This window comes from Rhodococcus sp. 06-235-1A, from assembly GCF_002258785.1.
Taxonomy (GTDB): domain Bacteria; phylum Actinomycetota; class Actinomycetes; order Mycobacteriales; family Mycobacteriaceae; genus Rhodococcoides.
Genome location: NZ_NOYI01000021.1, coordinates 235,813 through 252,085, shown reverse-complemented (window position 1 = coordinate 252,085; position 16,273 = coordinate 235,813). Strand labels below are relative to the sequence as shown.

Here is a 16,273-nt window from a genome sequence, read left to right as displayed (position 1 = left end):
ACTGAGAGAGCGCTGAGATGCGGCTATCAGTTTGCCGAGAGTGTGCCGGGATTCGGCGCACCTTCGCCGGGCAACACGATTCGAATCAGAGCACCGCCCCGTTCGGATACCTCGACCCCGATGGTGCCCCCGTGCTTGACGACGACCTGTCGCACGATGGCAAGCCCCAGGCCACTTCCCGGCATGGAACGTGACGCGGTGGAGCGGTAGAAGCGCTCGAACACCAACTCCCGATCTTCCTCGGGGATACCCGGGCCCGCGTCGTCCACCGTCAACTCGAGTAGACCATCACCGATCTGCCGCATGGCAATTCGTACTTCGCCGCCGCTCGGACTCCATTTCGCCGCGTTGTCGAGCACGTTCAGCACGGCCCGCGACAGTCCCGCCTGATCGCCGTAGACGAACCACGGCATCAGCGTTGCGTCGAAGTCGATTTCGTTGCGGCGTCGGCGTGCTCGTTCGAGGCTGCGTTCCACGGCATCGGCCAGGTCGACGCGCTCGAACACCGTCTCCGGCGCGTCCTCGCGCGCCAGATCGACCAGATCCCCTACCAGCGTGGACAGTTCTTGAATCTGCGCCACCACGTCGGTTCGCAGCTCGGCCATGTCCTCGTCCGGAATGGACGGCGCACCGGGGCGACCCGCGGCGATGAGCAACTCCATGTTGGTTCGCAACGATGTCAACGGTGTCCGGAGTTCGTGCCCGGCGTCGGCGACCAATCTGCTCTGCCTGCCCCGAGATTCGGCGAGCGCGCGGAGCATGGTGTTGAAACTCTCGGTCAGCCGCGCCAATTCGTCGTCACCGGTCACCGGAATCGGCGTCAGGTCATCGGTGCGCGCCACCCGTTCGGCCGCGGCTGTCAATCGAGCGATCGGTCGTAAACCGGTGCGGCCCACGGCCATGCCTGCGCCGGCAGCCAACACCACTCCACAGCCACCGACGATCAGCAGAACCCACGCCAGCCGATCGAGCACTTCTCCGGTGGGTAGCAGCCGCTGCGCGACGATGAGGGTGCTGCCGTCCTTGGTGCGTTGCGCCAGCACCCGCTGTTCGTCGAGTGTGCGCAGCGAAGATTCCTGATCTCCGCGCACCACAGCGAGTTCGGCGTCACCGATCGGCACCTTCGGCCCGGGTGGGTTGTAGCTGGACATGTCCGGATAGATCAATGCCACACTCACGTCGGTGCTGTACAGGGTGGCACCGGCGACGAAACGCGGATCGTAGGAGACCAAGCTGGACTCGGCCAACGCCGAAGCACGAGAACGCAATTGGGTGTCCACATCGCCGTACAGTGCCCGCGAGACAACCGTGTACGCGGCAATGGCCATGACCGCCACCGCAATTGCCACAACAGAGGCTGCCAGCAGCGTCACCCGCCAACGGAGCGACACCGACCGAGTCAGCGGCGTCGGTGGCCGCATCGGAGTCGGCGAGGAACCCACGATGTCGGCCGTCTTGCGCCCGAACGGAGCGACCATCACGGAGGCGTTTCCCGTAGGACGTACCCGACACCGCGAACGGTGTGGATCAGCCTCGACTCCCCCTCCGCCTCGGTCTTGCGCCGCAGGTAGCCGACATACACCTCGAGCGCATTGCCCGACGTCGGGAAGTCGTAGCCCCACACTTCCTCGAGTATCCGACTTCTGGTGAGGACTCGGCGCGGATTGGTCATCAGCATCTCGAGCAACGAGAATTCGGTTCGAGTGAGGCTGATGGAACGCTCGGCACGCGATACCTCCCGGGTGACCGGGTCGAGAGACAGGTCCGCGAACGTCATGGTCTCCGAGTCGATGCCCGCTTCCATCGCGGTGCGCCGAAGGAGCGCCCGCAACCGGGCGAGCAGTTCTTCGAGCGCGAAGGGCTTGGGCAGGTAGTCGTCGGCCCCCGCATCGAGGCCGGCGACACGCTCGGACACAGAATCTCGAGCCGTCAACACGAGAATCGGCAGGTCGTCGCCGACACTGCGCAATCGCCGACACACTTCGAGGCCGTCGAGCCGAGGCATCATGACGTCGAGCACCAATGCATCGGGTCGCGCCGCCGCAACCTGCTCGAGCGCGTCGAGCCCGTCGACCGCCAGGTCCACGGTGTACCCGTTGAACGTCAGCGACCTGCGCAGCGACTCGCGCACCGCTCGATCGTCGTCGACCACCAATATCCGCATCGGTACAGTTTGTCCTGGTCGACTGAGATATGTCTGAGAGGGGTACCTACTCCGCCTAGAGCACAGGAATGTTCCGTGCGAGCGGCAGGTTCCACTTCCGCCACAGCGCAAGCAGCCGCAAGCCCGTCGCGAGCACAGTTCCCGCGATCAGACCCACGTTTTCCGGCAGAGTCGCAGCGTCGGCCAACACGACCGTCGTCGCGCCGAGCAATGCCGGCAGGGCATACAGGTCTCGATGCAGCAGCAGGGGCACTTCGTTCACCAGGACGTCCCGAATCACGCCGCCTGCCACCGCCGTCGTGGTGCCGATGAGGGCTCCCGACAAGGCGCTCCCGCCGGCGGCCAACGCGATCGTCGCACCGGTCGACGCGAACAATCCCATCCCGAACGCGTCGAGCACGAGAACGCCGCGTCGCACCTTGCCCATCTGTCGATGTGCGACGAACACGACCAACGAGGCGAAGAAGCCGACGGTGATGTTCGGCCAGGTGTCCAACGACGTCGGCGGGTGGATGCCGAGCAGCAGATCACGGATGATGCCGCCACCGATACCCGTCGTGATTCCGACGACGCAGACCCCGAACAGATCCAACCGGCGGTGCACTCCGACCAAAGCCCCCGACGCCGCAAAGACAGCAATACCTATGTAGCCGAGAAGGTCGAGAAGCATCGGATCAGCATGTCACGGCACTGACAGCAGGTTCACAGCAACATCCGAGGCTCGACTCAGCATCGGCGAGCAGTGTCGTGTCGTCAGCGATTCCGCCTCACCGAGGAGAACATCATGCGTATCGGATTCAAGAAGACCATTGCCACGATCGCCGTAGCCGGTGCCCTCTCACTCGGTGGCGGCGCCATCGCCCAGGCCGCGCCGGATCGGGCCACGATCCCTGTTGTCGCGGGAAGCTCGGAATCGGATGCTCTGCAAGCACTCTCGGATGCCGGTTTCACCAACGTCACCGTCAACTACGACCGACCCGACGCCACCGTCATCGGAACCAATTTCCAAGCCGGAACCAAGGTCAGCGAACACGCGCCCATTCTGGTGATCGTCGGCAACGGCTAGCTCGACGCATGACTGTTGCGGATCAGCGGTAGACACGACTGTCGGATCGCCTAGAATTCGGTCAGGGGCCACCGCGCCCGGAGACAGGGACGCTCGAGCACCGCCTCGCCGCCCGACCTCTGTGCAAGGAGCACGCCCATGAGCGAGGCCATGAAGTTCGGACGCATTGCGGCCACGATCCCCGTCACCGACATCCAGCGATCGATCGGGTTCTACCGCGACATGCTCGGTATGGCGGTCATCTTCACCAACGGCACGCCAACCGGATTTGCCATTCTGCGACGGGATGACGCCGAGCTGCACCTCACCGCGGTGACCGGCCATCGGGCCGGTCACCACAATGCGGCGCACCTGATGGTCGCCGACGCCGCAGGCCTGTACACCCATCTGATCGACAGAGGCGTCCGCATCGTCAAACGCCTGCGCGACGCCGAGTACGGGCTCCGGGGCTTCGTACTCTGCGACCCCGACGGCAACAGGATCGATGTCGGGCAGCCGCTGCCCTAGGGCACATGCGCGAAATGCACTCGCTGCTGCATCGCCTCTCGGTTCAGGCGATAGTCTCGATCGGGTGCCGTCCGGCACACTTCTTTTCTCGAACCGAGGTGACCCGAAGTGCCGATCGTCGACAACGCCGTCTACGTGGAGGGGAAGCGAACCGCGAATCCCGAAAGCCTCGATATCACTTTCGAGTGCATGCGAGATCGCCACGGAATGGCATGGATTGGCCTCTACCGACCCGAGCTCAGCGAAATCAACGCTGTGGCCAACGAATTCGGGCTGCACCGACTGGCCGTCGAGGACGCCATTGCGGCACATCAACGGCCGAAGCTCGAACGGTATGCCGAGCAGCTCTTCGTCGTACTGCGCCCAGCCAGATATATCGACGAGACCGAAAAGGTCGAATTCGGCGAATTGCACATTTTTCTTGGACCCGATTTCGTCGTCACCATTCGCCACGCCGAATCACCCGAACTCGGGAAGGTGAGGCACCGGCTCGAGGAATCCCCCGAACTGCTAGGACTGGGGCCAGAAGCGATCCTGTACGGCATCCTCGACCAAGTCGTCGACGAATACGTTCCCGTCATGAAGGGCTTGCAAACCGACATCGACGAGATCGAGGATCAACTGTTCACCGGCGATCCGAGCGTGTCGCGCCGAATCTATTCACTGCTGCGTGAGGTATCCGAATTCGACCGTGCTGCCAAGCCTTTGGTCGACATGATCGAATCGCTCAAGCGCGGGTCTGACAAGTATCACGTCGATGTGGAACTACAACGCAACCTGCGCGACGTGCTGGACCACGCGATCCGCATCTCGGACCGCATCGAGGCGTTCCGCTCCAATCTGCATAACGCGATGACCGTGCACTCCACGATGGTGGCGCAGCAGCAGAACGAAGAAATGCGAAACATGACTCAGGTCAGCCTGGAACAGAACGAACAGGTCAAGCGCATTTCATCCTGGGGCGCAATCCTTTTCGCGCCCTCGCTCATCGCCGCCATCTACGGCATGAACTTCGACGACATGCCCGAATTGAAATGGCAGTTCGGCTACCCACTCGCACTGGTCGCCATGGTGATCTGTTCCAGCGCGCTGTACGTGGTGTTCAAGCGCCAGAAGTGGTTGTAGAGCGGCTTCGCCGCATGTGAGTGGAACTTCGTGGCAGGGGTCGAAGTTCCACTCACCTGGGCACTCAGGAGGAACCGAACCTCGGTCCGATCGGGATGTCTCGGGTGAACGTCAACCGATCGAATTCGTTGCCGTATTCGTCGATGGCGCCGATGATCATCTTGCTGGGTGTGATCCCCGGAATACCGGGCACCACATCGACTCTGACGAACGAGTAGTTGAGGAACCGCACCCGAGACCAGGTGATGGACTCGGCCGACTTGGTGCCGTCCGGCGCCCATACGTAGCTGTTCGGAACTGCCGTGTCGGGTAACTCGTGGCCTCGGTAGCTGACGCCTTCGCCGTCCTGGAACGTGTATCGGGGACGGCCGCCCCCGCCCACGGTGTAATACACGGTGCCGTCGATCTTTCCACAGACCGTCGCGTTGTCACCGGCGACCCGCGTCGCGCGATTGCCACGGATGGGATCGGTGCGCTCGAAGACATGATTGTGGGCCTGGAGCACCACATCCACCTCGTACTTGTCGAACAGTGACACCCACGCGTCGCGCACGCCTCCGTCGCTCGCGTGGGTGGACGTCGTCGAGTACGCGCAGTGATGGAAGAAGCAGACTATGAAGTCGATGTTCGGATCGGCACGGTATTTCGCGAGAGTCTGCTCCACCCAGGTGTTTTGGGCTCCCCCGCTGTACCCGGTATTGGCCTTGATCTCGTAGCTGACGTCGTTCGCGTCGAGCGAGAGAACGGCGGTGTTGCCGTAAACGAACGAGTACGCCGACGGGCAGCCCTTCGGCCCGGTGGTCGGCTGTTCCAGACGAGCCGCATGGCCGCCGTATCCGTTGGGGCTGTACAGCGCTTCCATATCGTGGTTGCCGGTGGCAAACAACCACGGCGCGGTCGATGCGCTGGCTTCGATCGCCTGAAAGTAGCCGTCCCAGACGAAGGGGTTGAACTTGTCGAATCCCTTCGGCGGGGTCTGCCCGTGCTTCGCGAACTGAGGAGGAAGACCGGCACCCGACGGGTCCGCGTACGCGATGTCGCCAGCGAGGATGTGGAAGTCCGGACGCGACGCCTCGATCTGCCGATTTATGTTGCGCGCGTGCTTGACCGACGGCTCGTTGTCCGCCTTGTAGTACTGGTCGTCGTAGTCGCCCGCCACCAGACCCGCCGGCTGCGAGGGTGTTTCGTCGACGCCCTGATCGCCCATCATCGTGAACCGGAACGGAGCGATACGACCGGTCGGCAGCGCCGGGGACGCGCTCCTGATGTCACTGACGAAGCCGTCTGCGGTTCGCCAGCGGTAGTAGTGCGGCAGCTTCGGCGTCAGATTGTCGACGGGTACGTGCACGTAGTACTGCTCGGCAGACAGAATGCCGCCGTCCGTCTGTGGCACTTGGCTGATCAGGTTGCGCACCTCGGCGGACGTCGTCGCGCCCAGTGCAGGCGTGGGGCCGTGGTCGAGGAAGACTCCGGTGATCCCGGGATTGCGCGAGAGTTGAGCCGAGAACCGCAGCTGCGTCGCCGGGTCGTTTCCGAATCCCATGTGCCGCCCGGCCACAGCAAGTGGGGCGTCCTGCGCGTAGGCAGTGCGAGCGAAGGCCGAGTTCCCGACGCCTACAGCGGCGGCCGTAGCCGCCGCTCCCACCAGGAAATTGCGTCGACTGACCGGGTGCCGCCGCAGGAACGACCGATGCCAATCGTGCTGCTCTGCCATGGTCATGTTCTCGGCGAGCGTGCCCGGGATTCCGGTCGCGACAGTCTCGCCTGCGGGATTGAGCGTCATGCATCGATCGTGACGGCAGAGCCCCCTCGAACGCTGAACAGAACGGAGCACTCGAGGTGAACAGCACACGAACACCGATGCACAACGGGACGAACGAGGACAATCCCGTCGCGAGCCCTTACCGACCACCACGTCCGAACGAGTTCCCATCGATCCGGGAAGGGAAGCGGGACTGAATGCACGGAAGTGTCATGCTCCGACGGGATCCCGTCGATGGGGCTCAACGGGGTGCAAGCCTGCCCAAGACGCCGGCCCCTACACTCCCCCGCCGAATGTCAAGCCCAACAGATAAGTCGCCCCAGCCGCGCCGTAGCCGATGGCCAGCTGTCGCAGAGCGCGTTTGACGGGCGGTCCACCGCTGAGGAGGCCCACCACCAGACCGGTGCAGATCAAGGCAATTCCGACGAGGACGGCGGCAACGGCAAGGGCCACATAGCCTTCGAGACCGAAGAGGTACGGCAACACCGGAATGACCGCCCCGGAGGCGAAGAAGCAGAAGCTGGCTCCGGCCGCACCGAGGCCTGTTCCGATGGACTCGTGCTCGTCGACGTCGGGAGCCATCTCGTCGTCGGTGGGCAACAGCCGCAACACTTCCGAGGCTTTGGCGTCGGCCTCCTCGTGGGTCATTCCCCTGGCTCGGTACACCAGCGCCAGTTCGTTGGCGTCGACGTCGAGGTGTTGGACGGCATCGCGCGCCGCACTGTCGGGGGACGACGCCTCGAGCAACTCGCGTTGCGAACGGACGGAGACGTATTCGCCCGCACCCATCGACAGCGCACCGGCGAGCAGGCCCGCGAGTCCGGTGACAAGAACGATGTGGTTGGACACCCCGGAGCCGCTGATGCCCAGAACGAGAGCCAGGTTGCTCACCAGCCCATCGTTGGCACCGAACACCGCGGCCCGAAAGGTTCCGGACAGTCGATTGCGACCGCGAGCTGCCAGCGCCCTGATGACCTCGGCGTGGATCTGCTCGTCGGCGGTCATCGCCTCCGTTGCATCGGCTTCGGTGGCGTACGGCGAGCGAGTCTCGGCTCGCTGCGCCAACGCGAGTACGAATACCGAACCGAAACGGCGCGCCAAGACACCGAGGATGCGAGTGCGGATGTCGCCCTTCAATGGCTTACCGACCCGTTCACCCAGCAGATTTCGCCAATGCTGCTCGTGGCGGCCTTCCGCATCGGCGAGGTCCAGGAGTATCTCGCGCTCCTCGCCGGTGCGTCGGCCTGCCAGATCGCGATAGACGGCAGCCTCGGCCCTCTCGTCGGCGAGGTACTGCCGCCAACGCTTGACGTCCTTCGCAGAGGGTTCCGTTCGACTCATCGAACAAACGTACCGGGCTCCGCCCTCGTGCGCGTTTTGCGTACCTGCAACTACGCAAAACGCGCACGACGGGGTCAACTCGGGTCGTACACCCCGGACTGCACTGCTTTGACCAGTCTGCGGGGCACTCGGAACTCCCGACCTTGAAAACGCACCGTCACCAGATCCGGCGCGACGGCTTTCCACTGGGCGCGACGACTCCGAGTGTTCGAGCGCGACATCTTTCTCTTCGGAACAGCCATGACTCAGGCGTCCTTTCGGCTTCGGCGGCCGTATCGCTTCTCGAACTTCTCGACGCGTCCCTGGGTATCCATCACGCGCGCGGCTCCGGTCCAGAAGGGGTGCGATTCGGACGAGACATCGACGACGACCAGCGGGTACGTGTTGCCGTCTTCCCACTCGGTCTCGCGCGCGGAGGTCACGGTGGATCTGGTGAGGAACTTGTTGCCGGTGCTCGAGTCCTGGAACACCACCGGGTGGTAGTCGGGATGGATGCCTGGTTTCATTCTGTTGCCTCTCGTGCTTGTTCTGCGTACGGGGATTCACTGCTCTCGCAGGGGTCTTCGTGCCATTGGCCGAACGGATCGGTCCAGCCGGACCATGCCGATGGGTCGGTCATTTCGTCGTCGGAGACCAACGCCCACTGGAGCGTTCGGTCGATCTCGGTGGGGTCGGCCTCGTGAACGAGGATCACCAGCGAGGTGTCTCGATCGCCGAACTCGTCGTCCCACCGCAGTGCCGCCATCGCCCGTCGAGTGGTGTCGACGCGGTCCTGTTGCTCCGGAGTCATTGCGACAAGCCACTTTCCGGCACTGGCCACCCGCAGCCCGCCGCCGGCCGATTCGATCCACAGCGCCTCGTCGGGCTGCGTGGCAACCCACGCCCGGCCCCGCGCGGTGACGACACCGTCGAGCAGCACGTCGATGGCCTCGTGCAAACGCTCGGGGTGGAACGGCCGCGTCGCAGTGAATTCCACGAGCGTGACTCCGCAGTCGACGGTCAACGGCGGCTCACCACGCAACAGCGGTGAGTGCGCATCGGTGATCGCACCGCGTCGCGCATCGGCAGGGACACACGCGAGAAGTGCTGGGGCGTCGACCATTACGTCCCGGTCGACCCAGACCACAGGTGCGTTCGGTGCCAACCGCGCGAGGACAGCAGAAAGCCGAGCACGTTCCCACGCATCGACCTCGGGACCGGCGGTGACGACAAGAGCGTCGGCATAATCGACCTGTCCCACCACCAATTGCGCGACGGTTCGATCGTCGTCTCCGCTGGCGACCACGCCGCGGTCGGCCAATGCGTCGTCGCCGGTGGCGTCGGCCAACCAGGTTGCGGCGTCGAGGCAGCCGATCACGGCCTCGATGCGCAAATCCCTCGAGGCCGGGCCGTCGATCTGCCCGACGACGCCCGCCACGACGACATTTTCGACGGCCCAGCACAGCGCCTCGGGTTCGAGAGCGGGGTCCATCGCGAGCACGATGCGATCGACATTGCTGCGCGTCGACAGTGCACGCAGCAGCGGCAACAGGTCCTCGCGGAGCGTGCAGGAGACACAGCCGTGCGCTAGTTCCAGGATGGTCTCGCGGGGATTCTCGCCCAGCACATAGAGCGTGCGCCGTACGACCCCTTCGGCGACTCGGCTCAGATCGTGGCGGACTGCGACGGTTCCCGGCGCGAGGAGCGAGGTCACCACTGCGTCCATGGCTCCGGTCCAGCCGGAGACGAGGACCATCGGGGTTCGATCGTCCGGTGAGTTGTTCACGAGCGCCCTTCTTTTCGACAACGATTGTCATTACCTGTGGATCCACGCTACATTCGTGAACACGCTTTGTCGAAAACGATTGTCATAACGGCAAGAAAGGAGTGCTCAATGTCAGCGCACTGCCAAGTCACCGGCCGCACCCCCGGCTTCGGAAAGTCCGTCTCGCACTCCCACGTGCGCGCCAGCCGCAGGTGGGACCCCAATATCCAGCGCAAGACGTACTACGCACCGAGCCTCGGCCGCCGCGTCACCCTCACGCTCTCGACCAAGGGCATCAAGACCATCGACCGCGACGGCATCGACGCCGTGGTCGCCAAAATCCGGGCACGTGGGGAGAAGATCTGATGGCCAAGAGCACGGACGTGCGTCCGATCGTCAAGCTGAAGTCGACCGCCGGCACTGGCTACACCTACGTCACCCGCAAGAACCGTCGCAACGACCCCGACCGACTGGTGATGAAGAAATACGACCCGGTGGTCCGCAAGCACGTCGATTTTCGGGAAGAGCGTTAGCCATGGCGAAGAAGTCCAAGATAGAGAAGAACGAGCAGCGCAAGGTCATCGTCGCCCGCTGGGCAACACGTCGCGCAGAGCTGAAAGAGATAATTCGCAAGCCCTCGAGCAGCGATTCCGAGCGCGCACAGGCCCAAGCAGCACTGCAGCGTCTGCCACGCGATTCGAGTCCGGTACGATTGCGCAATCGTGACGCTGCGGATGGACGTCCGCGCGGTTACCTACGGAAATTCGGGCTGTCCCGCGTGAAGATGCGCGAGATGGCACACCGTGGGGAGCTGCCAGGCGTCCACAAGTCGAGCTGGTAAGGGAAAAGGTAGAGATGGCAGTCAAGAGAGCACCGTCGAAGAAGGTCCGCGCAGAGGCGGGTCGTCGACCGAAGAAGAACCCGTTGAACGCCGCCAAGGTCACCACGGTGGACTACAAGGACATCAACCTTCTTCGTCAGTTCATTTCCGACCGCGGCAAGATCCGTAGCCGTCGGGTCACCGGGCTCACCCCGCAGCAGCAGCGCCAGGTCGCTGTCGCAGTGAAGAACGCTCGTGAAATGGCTTTGCTGCCGTTCACCAGCCGCTGAATCAGCTTTCGAGAAAGGCCACGTAGCCATCCGGCTACGTGGCCTTTCTGTCGTTCCCTAGCAAGAGATGAGCAGTTCGTAGATGTCCGGCGTTCTCGAAGGCTTCACCGTCATCTTCGTCGTCATCGCACTGGGTTACCTGCTCGCCCACCTGAAAGTGCTCGGCGAGCACGGCCAATTCGTCCTCAGTCGACTCGTGTTCTTCGTCGCGACACCGTCCCTGCTGTTCGTCACACTGGCGAACTCGGACCTGTCGGTCATACTCTCGCCCGTGTTGGCCGTCGCCGGCTCCACGGCACTGCTCGTCGGAGCAATCTATTTCGTCATAGCGAAGCTCGCGCTGAAGCGGGCCGTACCCGACGCGACCGTCGGTGCGTTGGCAAGTTCGTACGTCAACGCCGCCAACCTGGGCATCCCGATCGCCGTGTTCGTACTGGGCGACGCCAACTTCGTCGCTCCGCTGCTGCTGTTCCAGATCATGATCTACACGCCTATCGCGGTGACGATCCTCGACGTCTCCACCAAGATCGACGAGGTCTCCCTGTTCAAGACCGTCACGACGCCGTTCCGAAACCCGATCGTGCTGGCCGGAGCCGCTGGACTCGTTCTGTCGATCACGGGATTCAAGCTGCCCGATGCGTTGATGCAGCCGTTCCAACTGGTCGGAAATGCCGCTGTACCCGGCGCACTGCTCGCCTTCGGCCTGTCCCTCTACGGTGCCCGAGTACTGCAGAAGGGCGTCAGTCCGCGGCGGGACGTTGCCCTGGCAACGGTGTTCAAAATGGCGCTACAACCACTGCTCGGCTACCTCATGGCCCGGTTCGTGTTCGGTCTGGACGGTCACGATCTGTTCGCCATCGTCGTCATATCGGCACTGCCCACCGCGCAGAACGTGTTCGTCTTTGCCAGCCGCTACCAGCGTGGCGTGGTGCTCGCCCGAGACACCGCGTTCGTGACCACGCTCGTCTCGATCCCCGTCATAGCGCTCGTGACCGTCTTCCTCGCATGAGCCGAATGCAAAGGTTCTCCTCAGCTCCCAGCGCTAGTTTGGATGCATGAGGTTTCTCGCTGCAGGTGTCATGTTGTGCCTGCTGCTGGCGGGCTGCAGTACGGTCGCCGGTGGCGACGAGGACACAACGCCCACGGTCGGTTCCACCACACCCGTCGGCCACATCCAGCAGGCCAGCGCCCCTCCGGTTCCACACGAGGTTCCCGTCGGCGACGTCGGCACGATGTTCGAGTCGACTCCCGATCTGATCCGCGCCACCACCACTCCGTTCGAGTCGTGGAGCCAGGTCTCCCCCAACACCATTGCGGTGCACTTCGTGACAGGCACTCCCGAGTGCTACGGGGCCGATGCGACGGTGACCGAGACCGACACCACCGTCACCATCGAACTGCGCACCGGCACCAGGCCCGACGCCGCCGACAAGTCCTGCATCATGGTTGCCGTCTACGCCACCATGCAGATGACGTTGGCATCGCCTCTCGGTAGCCGCACCATCCTGAATGCGGCCTGACCTTCGAAAAGGTAGGGTCCGATCGGTGAGCGATCATCTCCCCGACCGAGATCGAAGCCAGGTACGCGCGGCCGATGCCGACAGGAACCTGGTCGCACAGCTGCTCAGCGACGCCTTCGCGAACGGTCAACTCACCGTGAGCGAATACGACGAACGCACTGCGGCGGTGTACCAGGCGAAGACCTACGGCGAACTCGACGTACTTACCGGAGACCTCGTTCTGTCTCCGCCGCCGTCTGCTGCACCGTCCGGTGGCTCCGCGAACGACCGCGTGATCGCGATCATGAGTGGCGCTGTACGCAAAGGAGAGTGGACCGCGGCGGCGCGTATCGATGCGTTCGCCTTCTGGGGAGGCATCGAACTCGACCTACGCCGGGCGTCGTTCTCCACCGAGGAAACGACCATCAACTGCGTCGCCATCATGGGCGGCATCGAGGTCACCGTGCCGCCCGGAGTGAGCGTCGAGGTCCGCGGCATGGGCATCATGGGCGGCTTCGAGCACGTCAGCGCGACGCACCCCGGCGCGCCGCGGGTGATCATCACCGGCTTCGCGTTCTGGGGCGGCGTTTCGGTGGACATCAAGGCAGCAGAGAAGTAACTACGATCGCCGACGCTTGAGGTAGTCACTCACCACCGCAGCACCCAGTCCGTCCAGATCCGGCGCGATGACGCGTCCACCCACTCGCTCTGCCATCTTGTCGACCACCCGCGCAAGGCCCGGATCGTCGCCCAGCCGGAAGATCGTCACCTGCGCACCGAGTTTCGCGACAGTATCGAGCTCCCGCACGGTCAGGCCCAGAGTCTTCGATGACGGCGGGTAGTCGAAGTACGCATGGCCGTCCGGCTCGAGATGCGCCGTCGGCTCACCGTCGGTCACGATCAACACCACCGGCTGCGCGTTGGGATGACGACGCAGATGACGCACCGCGAGCATCAGGGCATGGTGCAAGTTGGTGCCCTGATCGTAGGCACCATCCAGCCCGGCCAGCTCCGATGCCGTCAATGTCTGTGCGTGCCTGCCGAATCCGATCAGCTGCAGATCGTCCCCGCGGAAGCGAGTGCTGACCAGATGGTTGAGAGCCAGCGCGGTGCGTTTCATCGGCACCCAGCGGCCGTCCATCACCATCGAGAACGACGTGTCGACCAGCAGTGCCACGGCAGCCTGCGTTCTGGTCTCGGTCTCGCTGATTTCTACATCGGTCACCTGCAGCTGCACCGGGAAGCCCGATCCTGTTGCCGCCGAGCGCAGTACTGCGTTGTTGACCGTGCGTGTGACGTCCCACGGTTCGGTGTCGCCGAACTCCCACGCCCGCGACGCACCGGTCGGCTCCCCCATCGCGCCCGCCTTGCGGGTGTCTCGCTCGCCGCCGCGTCGAGACAGCTTTCCCGCGACATCCTTGAGCGCGGACTGCCCCAGTTGCCGCATCGCCTTGGGTGACAGCCGCCATTGGCCGTCGGCACCCTTGTCCATGAAACCTTGCTGCTGCAGCGCCTTTTCGAGCTCGGAGAGCATCCGCGCATCGGCCGCCGCCTCGGGCCCGAGTTGCTTCAGCAACGCGTCGGCGTCGATATCGTCCAGTGCGGCGCCGTTGTACTGCTGCGAGAGCTGATTTCCCAGGTTCTCGAGATCGGCGATGTCCTGAAGCGCACCGGTACCGTCGCCCAGCCCCATACCGTTCTCGCCGCGGAAGTTCTGCGAACCGTCCCAGTCCTCACCGGGCCTGGCCTGCTGGAGATTCTGATCGAGCTGATCGAGCTGATTCAGCAGGTTCGAATCGCCGAAGGCCTGCTGCGCCAACGCATCCAGCTCGGCCCGCTGCTCGGGGGTCAGAGAGTTACGCAGCCGTTGAGCCGCCGCAGCTCGCTGAGCGAGTGAGTCCAGCAGCTCGTCGACGTTCTTCGGGTTCTCCGGGAAGTGCTGACCGTGCTTGTTCATGAACTCGTCGAACTGCTCGTCGGTGTTCTCACCCTTGTTGTGGGCGTCGAGCAAGTCGTTGAGGTCCTTCAGCATCTCGCTGATGGCCTGGCGGTCCTCGTCGGTGGCACCTTCGAGGGCCTGCTTCATGCCGGCGAAACGCTGATCGAGCATTTCGCGTCCGAGCAGGTCCTTGATCTTCTCGTAGTTCTCGCGCGCTTCCGACGAACGCCAGTCGTAGTCCGAAAGCTCCTGCACCGCTTGGGCAGTGGACGGTGAGAGATCGCCGATCTGCATCTCCTGGAACCGAGCGTCGTCGTCGAGGGCGCGCGCCAACGCCTTGCGCTCCTCGAGCACCGCCTTGTCCAGCAGCTCACGCACTTCCTGCAACGTGCCATCGAGATTGTTCTTCTTCAACAGATCTCGACGACGCTTGGCGGCCTGCGCGGCCAGGTCGTCGAGCCCACGCATGTTCTTCGTCCCGCGGCGCAGCATCTCCTGCAATGCCCTACGCGGCGACGCACCCTCGAGGACGTCCTCGCCGATAGCGTCGAGCGCCTCGCGCAGATCCACCGGTGGCGCAAGGGGATCCGGCCCATCGTGATAGCGCCCGTATCTGGACCGACGCATCAGCTGTACACCGTCTGGCCGTCGTCGTCGGGGTCTTTGGAGATCCGGCGCGCCAGGTAGAGACCTTCGAGAGCGAGTTCGACCGCGGCTGCCTTCTCGCCGTCCGAGGTGGCGTTCAGACGCTCGTGGATGTCGCCGATCACCTCGACGTCGGGCAGCTCGTCGAGCAGAGCCTTGGCGGTGATCCGGTCGCCGGTGACGATCGGCTCGCCGGTCTCGACTGCCGTCACCAGCGCGGCCAGGTTGATGCCGCCGAGATGCGCCCGAACGGTATCGGCCGTCGCACGGCGCAGCATGTGTTCGAGCACCTCGATTTCGCGTCCCTCCTCACCCGACTCGAACTCGACCTTGCCGCGCAGTACCTCGATGATGGTGCCCAGATCGACCGGCCGGGCCACGGGCTCGGCCTCTCCGAGTATCGCGGCCCGGTGAACGGCTGCGGCCGCGATGGTTTCGGCAGCTGCAATCGCGAATCGAGCGGAGACGCCGGAGCGCTGATCCACCGACGGCGACTCCCGCAGCAGTCGAGTGAAGCGGGCGAGCACCTCGAGGAGGTAGGTCGGGACGGCGGCCTGAAGATCCGCTTCCTGATCGATGACGGCCACCTCGTCGTCCAGCTCGAGGGGGTAGTGCGTTCTGATCTCGGCACCGAAGCGGTCCTTGAGCGGGGTGATGATGCGTCCGCGATTGGTGTAGTCCTCCGGGTTCGCGCTCGCCACCAGCATGACGTCGAGTGGCAGACGCAGCGTGTAGCCGCGCACCTGGATGTCGCGCTCCTCCATCACGTTGAGCAACGAGACCTGGATGCGCTCGGCGAGGTCGGGGAGCTCATTGATCGCCACGATGCCGCGGTGGCTCCGCGGAACGAGTCCGAAGTGAATGGTCTCCGGATCGCCCAAGCTGCGCCCTTCGGCGACCTTGACGGGATCGACGTCACCGACGAGGTCGGCCACCGACGTATCCGGGGTGGCAAGTTTCTCGGCGTACCGCTCGCTGCGGTGCCGCCACTCGACGGGCAGGTCGTCGCCCATTTCGGCTGCTGTGCGAATGCTGGCCGGCGTGATCGGCTCGTACGGGTGCTCGCCGAGTTCGGCTCCGGCGATCACCGGCACCCACTCGTCGAGCAGCAGATTCAGAGTGCGCAGCAGACGCGTCTTGCCCTGCCCGCGCTCGCCGAGCAGAACCACGTCATGACCGGCCAGAATCGCGCGTTCGAACTGCGGCAACACCGTCGAGCCGAATCCCACGATTCCCGGCCACGGATCTACGCCGTCACGCAATGACTTCAGAAGATTTTCCCGCAACTCTTCCTTGATCGACCGCTGCCGATGTCCGGATGCCTTGAGTTCGCCGAGAGTGGAGATGCCAGGTTTGGTAGAGGTCACTTCT

Annotated in this window: 20 protein-coding genes; 10 read left to right on the top strand and 10 right to left on the bottom strand. The window is 64.0% G+C overall.

Features of this window, described 5'->3' with window-relative positions:
* Positions 1-26: 26 nt before the first annotated feature.
* From CH275_RS20245 to CH275_RS20235, 3 genes are read right to left on the bottom strand one after another with little or no spacing between them, the layout of a single operon-like run.
* A complete protein-coding gene (locus CH275_RS20245; protein WP_094680045.1) occupies positions 27-1,478 on the bottom strand; it encodes a HAMP domain-containing sensor histidine kinase in 1,452 nt (483 codons plus the stop codon).
* Positions 1,478-2,164 carry a response regulator transcription factor gene (locus CH275_RS20240; RefSeq protein WP_032395747.1) on the bottom strand — a complete coding sequence of 229 codons (687 nt, stop codon included), beginning with the start codon at positions 2,162-2,164 and terminating at the stop codon, positions 1,478-1,480. The genes CH275_RS20245 and CH275_RS20240 overlap by 1 nt, the downstream gene beginning before the upstream one ends.
* 55 nt (positions 2,165-2,219) lie before the next feature.
* Positions 2,220-2,834 (bottom strand): trimeric intracellular cation channel family protein, encoded by a 615-nt coding sequence (locus tag CH275_RS20235; protein WP_094680044.1) that lies wholly within the window; start codon positions 2,832-2,834, stop codon positions 2,220-2,222.
* Between the two features lie 114 nt (positions 2,835-2,948).
* On the opposite strand from CH275_RS20235, the gene CH275_RS20230 reads away from it, so the two are divergent.
* From CH275_RS20230 to corA, 3 genes are all read left to right on the top strand, one after another.
* A complete protein-coding gene (locus tag CH275_RS20230) occupies positions 2,949-3,230 on the top strand; it encodes a PASTA domain-containing protein (protein ID WP_143546836.1) in 282 nt (93 codons plus the stop codon).
* Between the two features lie 138 nt (positions 3,231-3,368).
* Positions 3,369-3,737 carry a VOC family protein gene (locus CH275_RS20225; RefSeq protein ID WP_094680042.1) on the top strand — a complete coding sequence of 123 codons (369 nt, stop codon included), beginning with the start codon at positions 3,369-3,371 and terminating at the stop codon, positions 3,735-3,737.
* Between the two features lie 108 nt (positions 3,738-3,845).
* Positions 3,846-4,862: a magnesium/cobalt transporter CorA gene (corA, locus tag CH275_RS20220; protein WP_094680041.1), complete on the top strand. Its 1,017-nt coding sequence runs from the start codon at positions 3,846-3,848 to the stop codon at positions 4,860-4,862.
* A 64-nt stretch (positions 4,863-4,926) separates the two neighbouring features.
* Here the strand turns inward: corA and CH275_RS20215 are convergent, their stop codons facing one another.
* The 5 genes from CH275_RS20215 to mrf all read right to left on the bottom strand — a co-directional run bounded on the left by CH275_RS20215 (position 4,927) and on the right by mrf (position 9,700).
* Positions 4,927-6,645, bottom strand: coding sequence for a metallophosphoesterase family protein (locus CH275_RS20215; RefSeq protein WP_094680040.1), 1,719 nt, complete (start codon positions 6,643-6,645; stop codon positions 4,927-4,929).
* 255 nt (positions 6,646-6,900) lie between these two features.
* Positions 6,901-7,965, bottom strand: coding sequence for a VIT1/CCC1 transporter family protein (locus CH275_RS20210; RefSeq protein WP_094680039.1), 1,065 nt, complete (start codon positions 7,963-7,965; stop codon positions 6,901-6,903).
* Positions 7,966-8,039: 74 nt separating this feature from the next.
* Complete coding sequence (rpmF, locus tag CH275_RS20205; protein ID WP_094680038.1) at positions 8,040-8,207, bottom strand: 50S ribosomal protein L32; 168 nt, start codon at positions 8,205-8,207, stop codon at positions 8,040-8,042.
* A 3-nt stretch (positions 8,208-8,210) separates the two neighbouring features.
* Positions 8,211-8,471 carry a type B 50S ribosomal protein L31 gene (locus CH275_RS20200; RefSeq protein WP_094680037.1) on the bottom strand — a complete coding sequence of 87 codons (261 nt, stop codon included), beginning with the start codon at positions 8,469-8,471 and terminating at the stop codon, positions 8,211-8,213.
* Positions 8,468-9,700 carry a ribosome hibernation factor-recruiting GTPase MRF gene (gene mrf / locus CH275_RS20195; protein WP_094680301.1) on the bottom strand — a complete coding sequence of 411 codons (1,233 nt, stop codon included), beginning with the start codon at positions 9,698-9,700 and terminating at the stop codon, positions 8,468-8,470. Before mrf ends, CH275_RS20200 begins: the two co-directional genes overlap by 4 nt.
* A gap of 138 nt (positions 9,701-9,838) precedes the next feature.
* Between mrf and rpmB the strand changes: the two genes are divergently transcribed.
* The 7 genes from rpmB (at position 9,839) to CH275_RS20160 (ending at position 12,937) form a co-directional block, all read left to right on the top strand.
* Entirely contained in the window at positions 9,839-10,075 is a 237-nt protein-coding gene (gene rpmB, locus CH275_RS20190; RefSeq protein ID WP_094680036.1) for a 50S ribosomal protein L28, read from the top strand.
* Complete coding sequence (gene rpmG / locus CH275_RS20185) at positions 10,072-10,242, top strand: 50S ribosomal protein L33 (RefSeq protein WP_179276276.1); 171 nt, start codon at positions 10,072-10,074, stop codon at positions 10,240-10,242. The genes rpmB and rpmG overlap by 4 nt, the downstream gene beginning before the upstream one ends.
* 2 nt (positions 10,243-10,244) lie before the next feature.
* Positions 10,245-10,550 (top strand): 30S ribosomal protein S14, encoded by a 306-nt coding sequence (gene rpsN / locus CH275_RS20180; RefSeq protein ID WP_037175437.1) that lies wholly within the window; start codon positions 10,245-10,247, stop codon positions 10,548-10,550.
* Positions 10,551-10,564: 14 nt separating this feature from the next.
* Positions 10,565-10,819 carry a 30S ribosomal protein S18 gene (gene rpsR / locus CH275_RS20175; protein ID WP_008719028.1) on the top strand — a complete coding sequence of 85 codons (255 nt, stop codon included), beginning with the start codon at positions 10,565-10,567 and terminating at the stop codon, positions 10,817-10,819.
* Positions 10,820-10,901: 82 nt separating this feature from the next.
* Positions 10,902-11,828: an AEC family transporter gene (locus CH275_RS20170; protein ID WP_094680034.1), complete on the top strand. Its 927-nt coding sequence runs from the start codon at positions 10,902-10,904 to the stop codon at positions 11,826-11,828.
* A gap of 46 nt (positions 11,829-11,874) precedes the next feature.
* Positions 11,875-12,339, top strand: coding sequence for a hypothetical protein (locus tag CH275_RS20165; RefSeq protein ID WP_094680033.1), 465 nt, complete (start codon positions 11,875-11,877; stop codon positions 12,337-12,339).
* A 25-nt stretch (positions 12,340-12,364) separates the two neighbouring features.
* Positions 12,365-12,937, top strand: coding sequence for a DUF1707 SHOCT-like domain-containing protein (locus CH275_RS20160; protein ID WP_094680032.1), 573 nt, complete (start codon positions 12,365-12,367; stop codon positions 12,935-12,937).
* Here the strand turns inward: CH275_RS20160 and CH275_RS20155 are convergent, their stop codons facing one another.
* Positions 12,938-14,884, bottom strand: a complete 1,947-nt coding sequence (locus CH275_RS20155) for a vWA domain-containing protein (protein WP_094680031.1) — start codon at positions 14,882-14,884, stop codon at positions 12,938-12,940.
* Positions 14,884-16,269 (bottom strand): ATP-binding protein, encoded by a 1,386-nt coding sequence (locus CH275_RS20150; RefSeq protein ID WP_094680030.1) that lies wholly within the window; start codon positions 16,267-16,269, stop codon positions 14,884-14,886. The genes CH275_RS20155 and CH275_RS20150 overlap by 1 nt, the downstream gene beginning before the upstream one ends.
* Positions 16,270-16,273 lie beyond the last annotated feature (4 nt).

Coding starts and splice junctions, on each gene's coding strand:
- CH275_RS20225 (WP_094680042.1), top strand. CDS start 3,369: ATGAGCGAGGCCATGAAGTTCGGACGCATTGCGGCCACGATCCCCGTC.
- rpmB (WP_094680036.1), top strand. CDS start 9,839: ATGTCAGCGCACTGCCAAGTCACCGGCCGCACCCCCGGCTTCGGAAAG.
- CH275_RS20240 (WP_032395747.1), bottom strand. CDS start 2,164: ATGCGGATATTGGTGGTCGACGACGATCGAGCGGTGCGCGAGTCGCTG.
- CH275_RS20230 (WP_143546836.1), top strand. CDS start 2,949: ATGCGTATCGGATTCAAGAAGACCATTGCCACGATCGCCGTAGCCGGT.
- CH275_RS20210 (WP_094680039.1), bottom strand. CDS start 7,965: ATGAGTCGAACGGAACCCTCTGCGAAGGACGTCAAGCGTTGGCGGCAG.
- CH275_RS20200 (WP_094680037.1), bottom strand. CDS start 8,471: ATGAAACCAGGCATCCATCCCGACTACCACCCGGTGGTGTTCCAGGAC.
- rpsR (WP_008719028.1), top strand. CDS start 10,565: ATGGCAGTCAAGAGAGCACCGTCGAAGAAGGTCCGCGCAGAGGCGGGT.
- mrf (WP_094680301.1), bottom strand. CDS start 9,700: ATGGTCCTCGTCTCCGGCTGGACCGGAGCCATGGACGCAGTGGTGACC.
- CH275_RS20245 (WP_094680045.1), bottom strand. CDS start 1,478: ATGGTCGCTCCGTTCGGGCGCAAGACGGCCGACATCGTGGGTTCCTCG.
- rpsN (WP_037175437.1), top strand. CDS start 10,245: ATGGCGAAGAAGTCCAAGATAGAGAAGAACGAGCAGCGCAAGGTCATC.
- CH275_RS20170 (WP_094680034.1), top strand. CDS start 10,902: ATGTCCGGCGTTCTCGAAGGCTTCACCGTCATCTTCGTCGTCATCGCA.
- CH275_RS20155 (WP_094680031.1), bottom strand. CDS start 14,884: ATGCGTCGGTCCAGATACGGGCGCTATCACGATGGGCCGGATCCCCTT.
- CH275_RS20215 (WP_094680040.1), bottom strand. CDS start 6,645: ATGACGCTCAATCCCGCAGGCGAGACTGTCGCGACCGGAATCCCGGGC.
- CH275_RS20165 (WP_094680033.1), top strand. CDS start 11,875: ATGAGGTTTCTCGCTGCAGGTGTCATGTTGTGCCTGCTGCTGGCGGGC.
- rpmF (WP_094680038.1), bottom strand. CDS start 8,207: ATGGCTGTTCCGAAGAGAAAGATGTCGCGCTCGAACACTCGGAGTCGT.
- CH275_RS20235 (WP_094680044.1), bottom strand. CDS start 2,834: ATGCTTCTCGACCTTCTCGGCTACATAGGTATTGCTGTCTTTGCGGCG.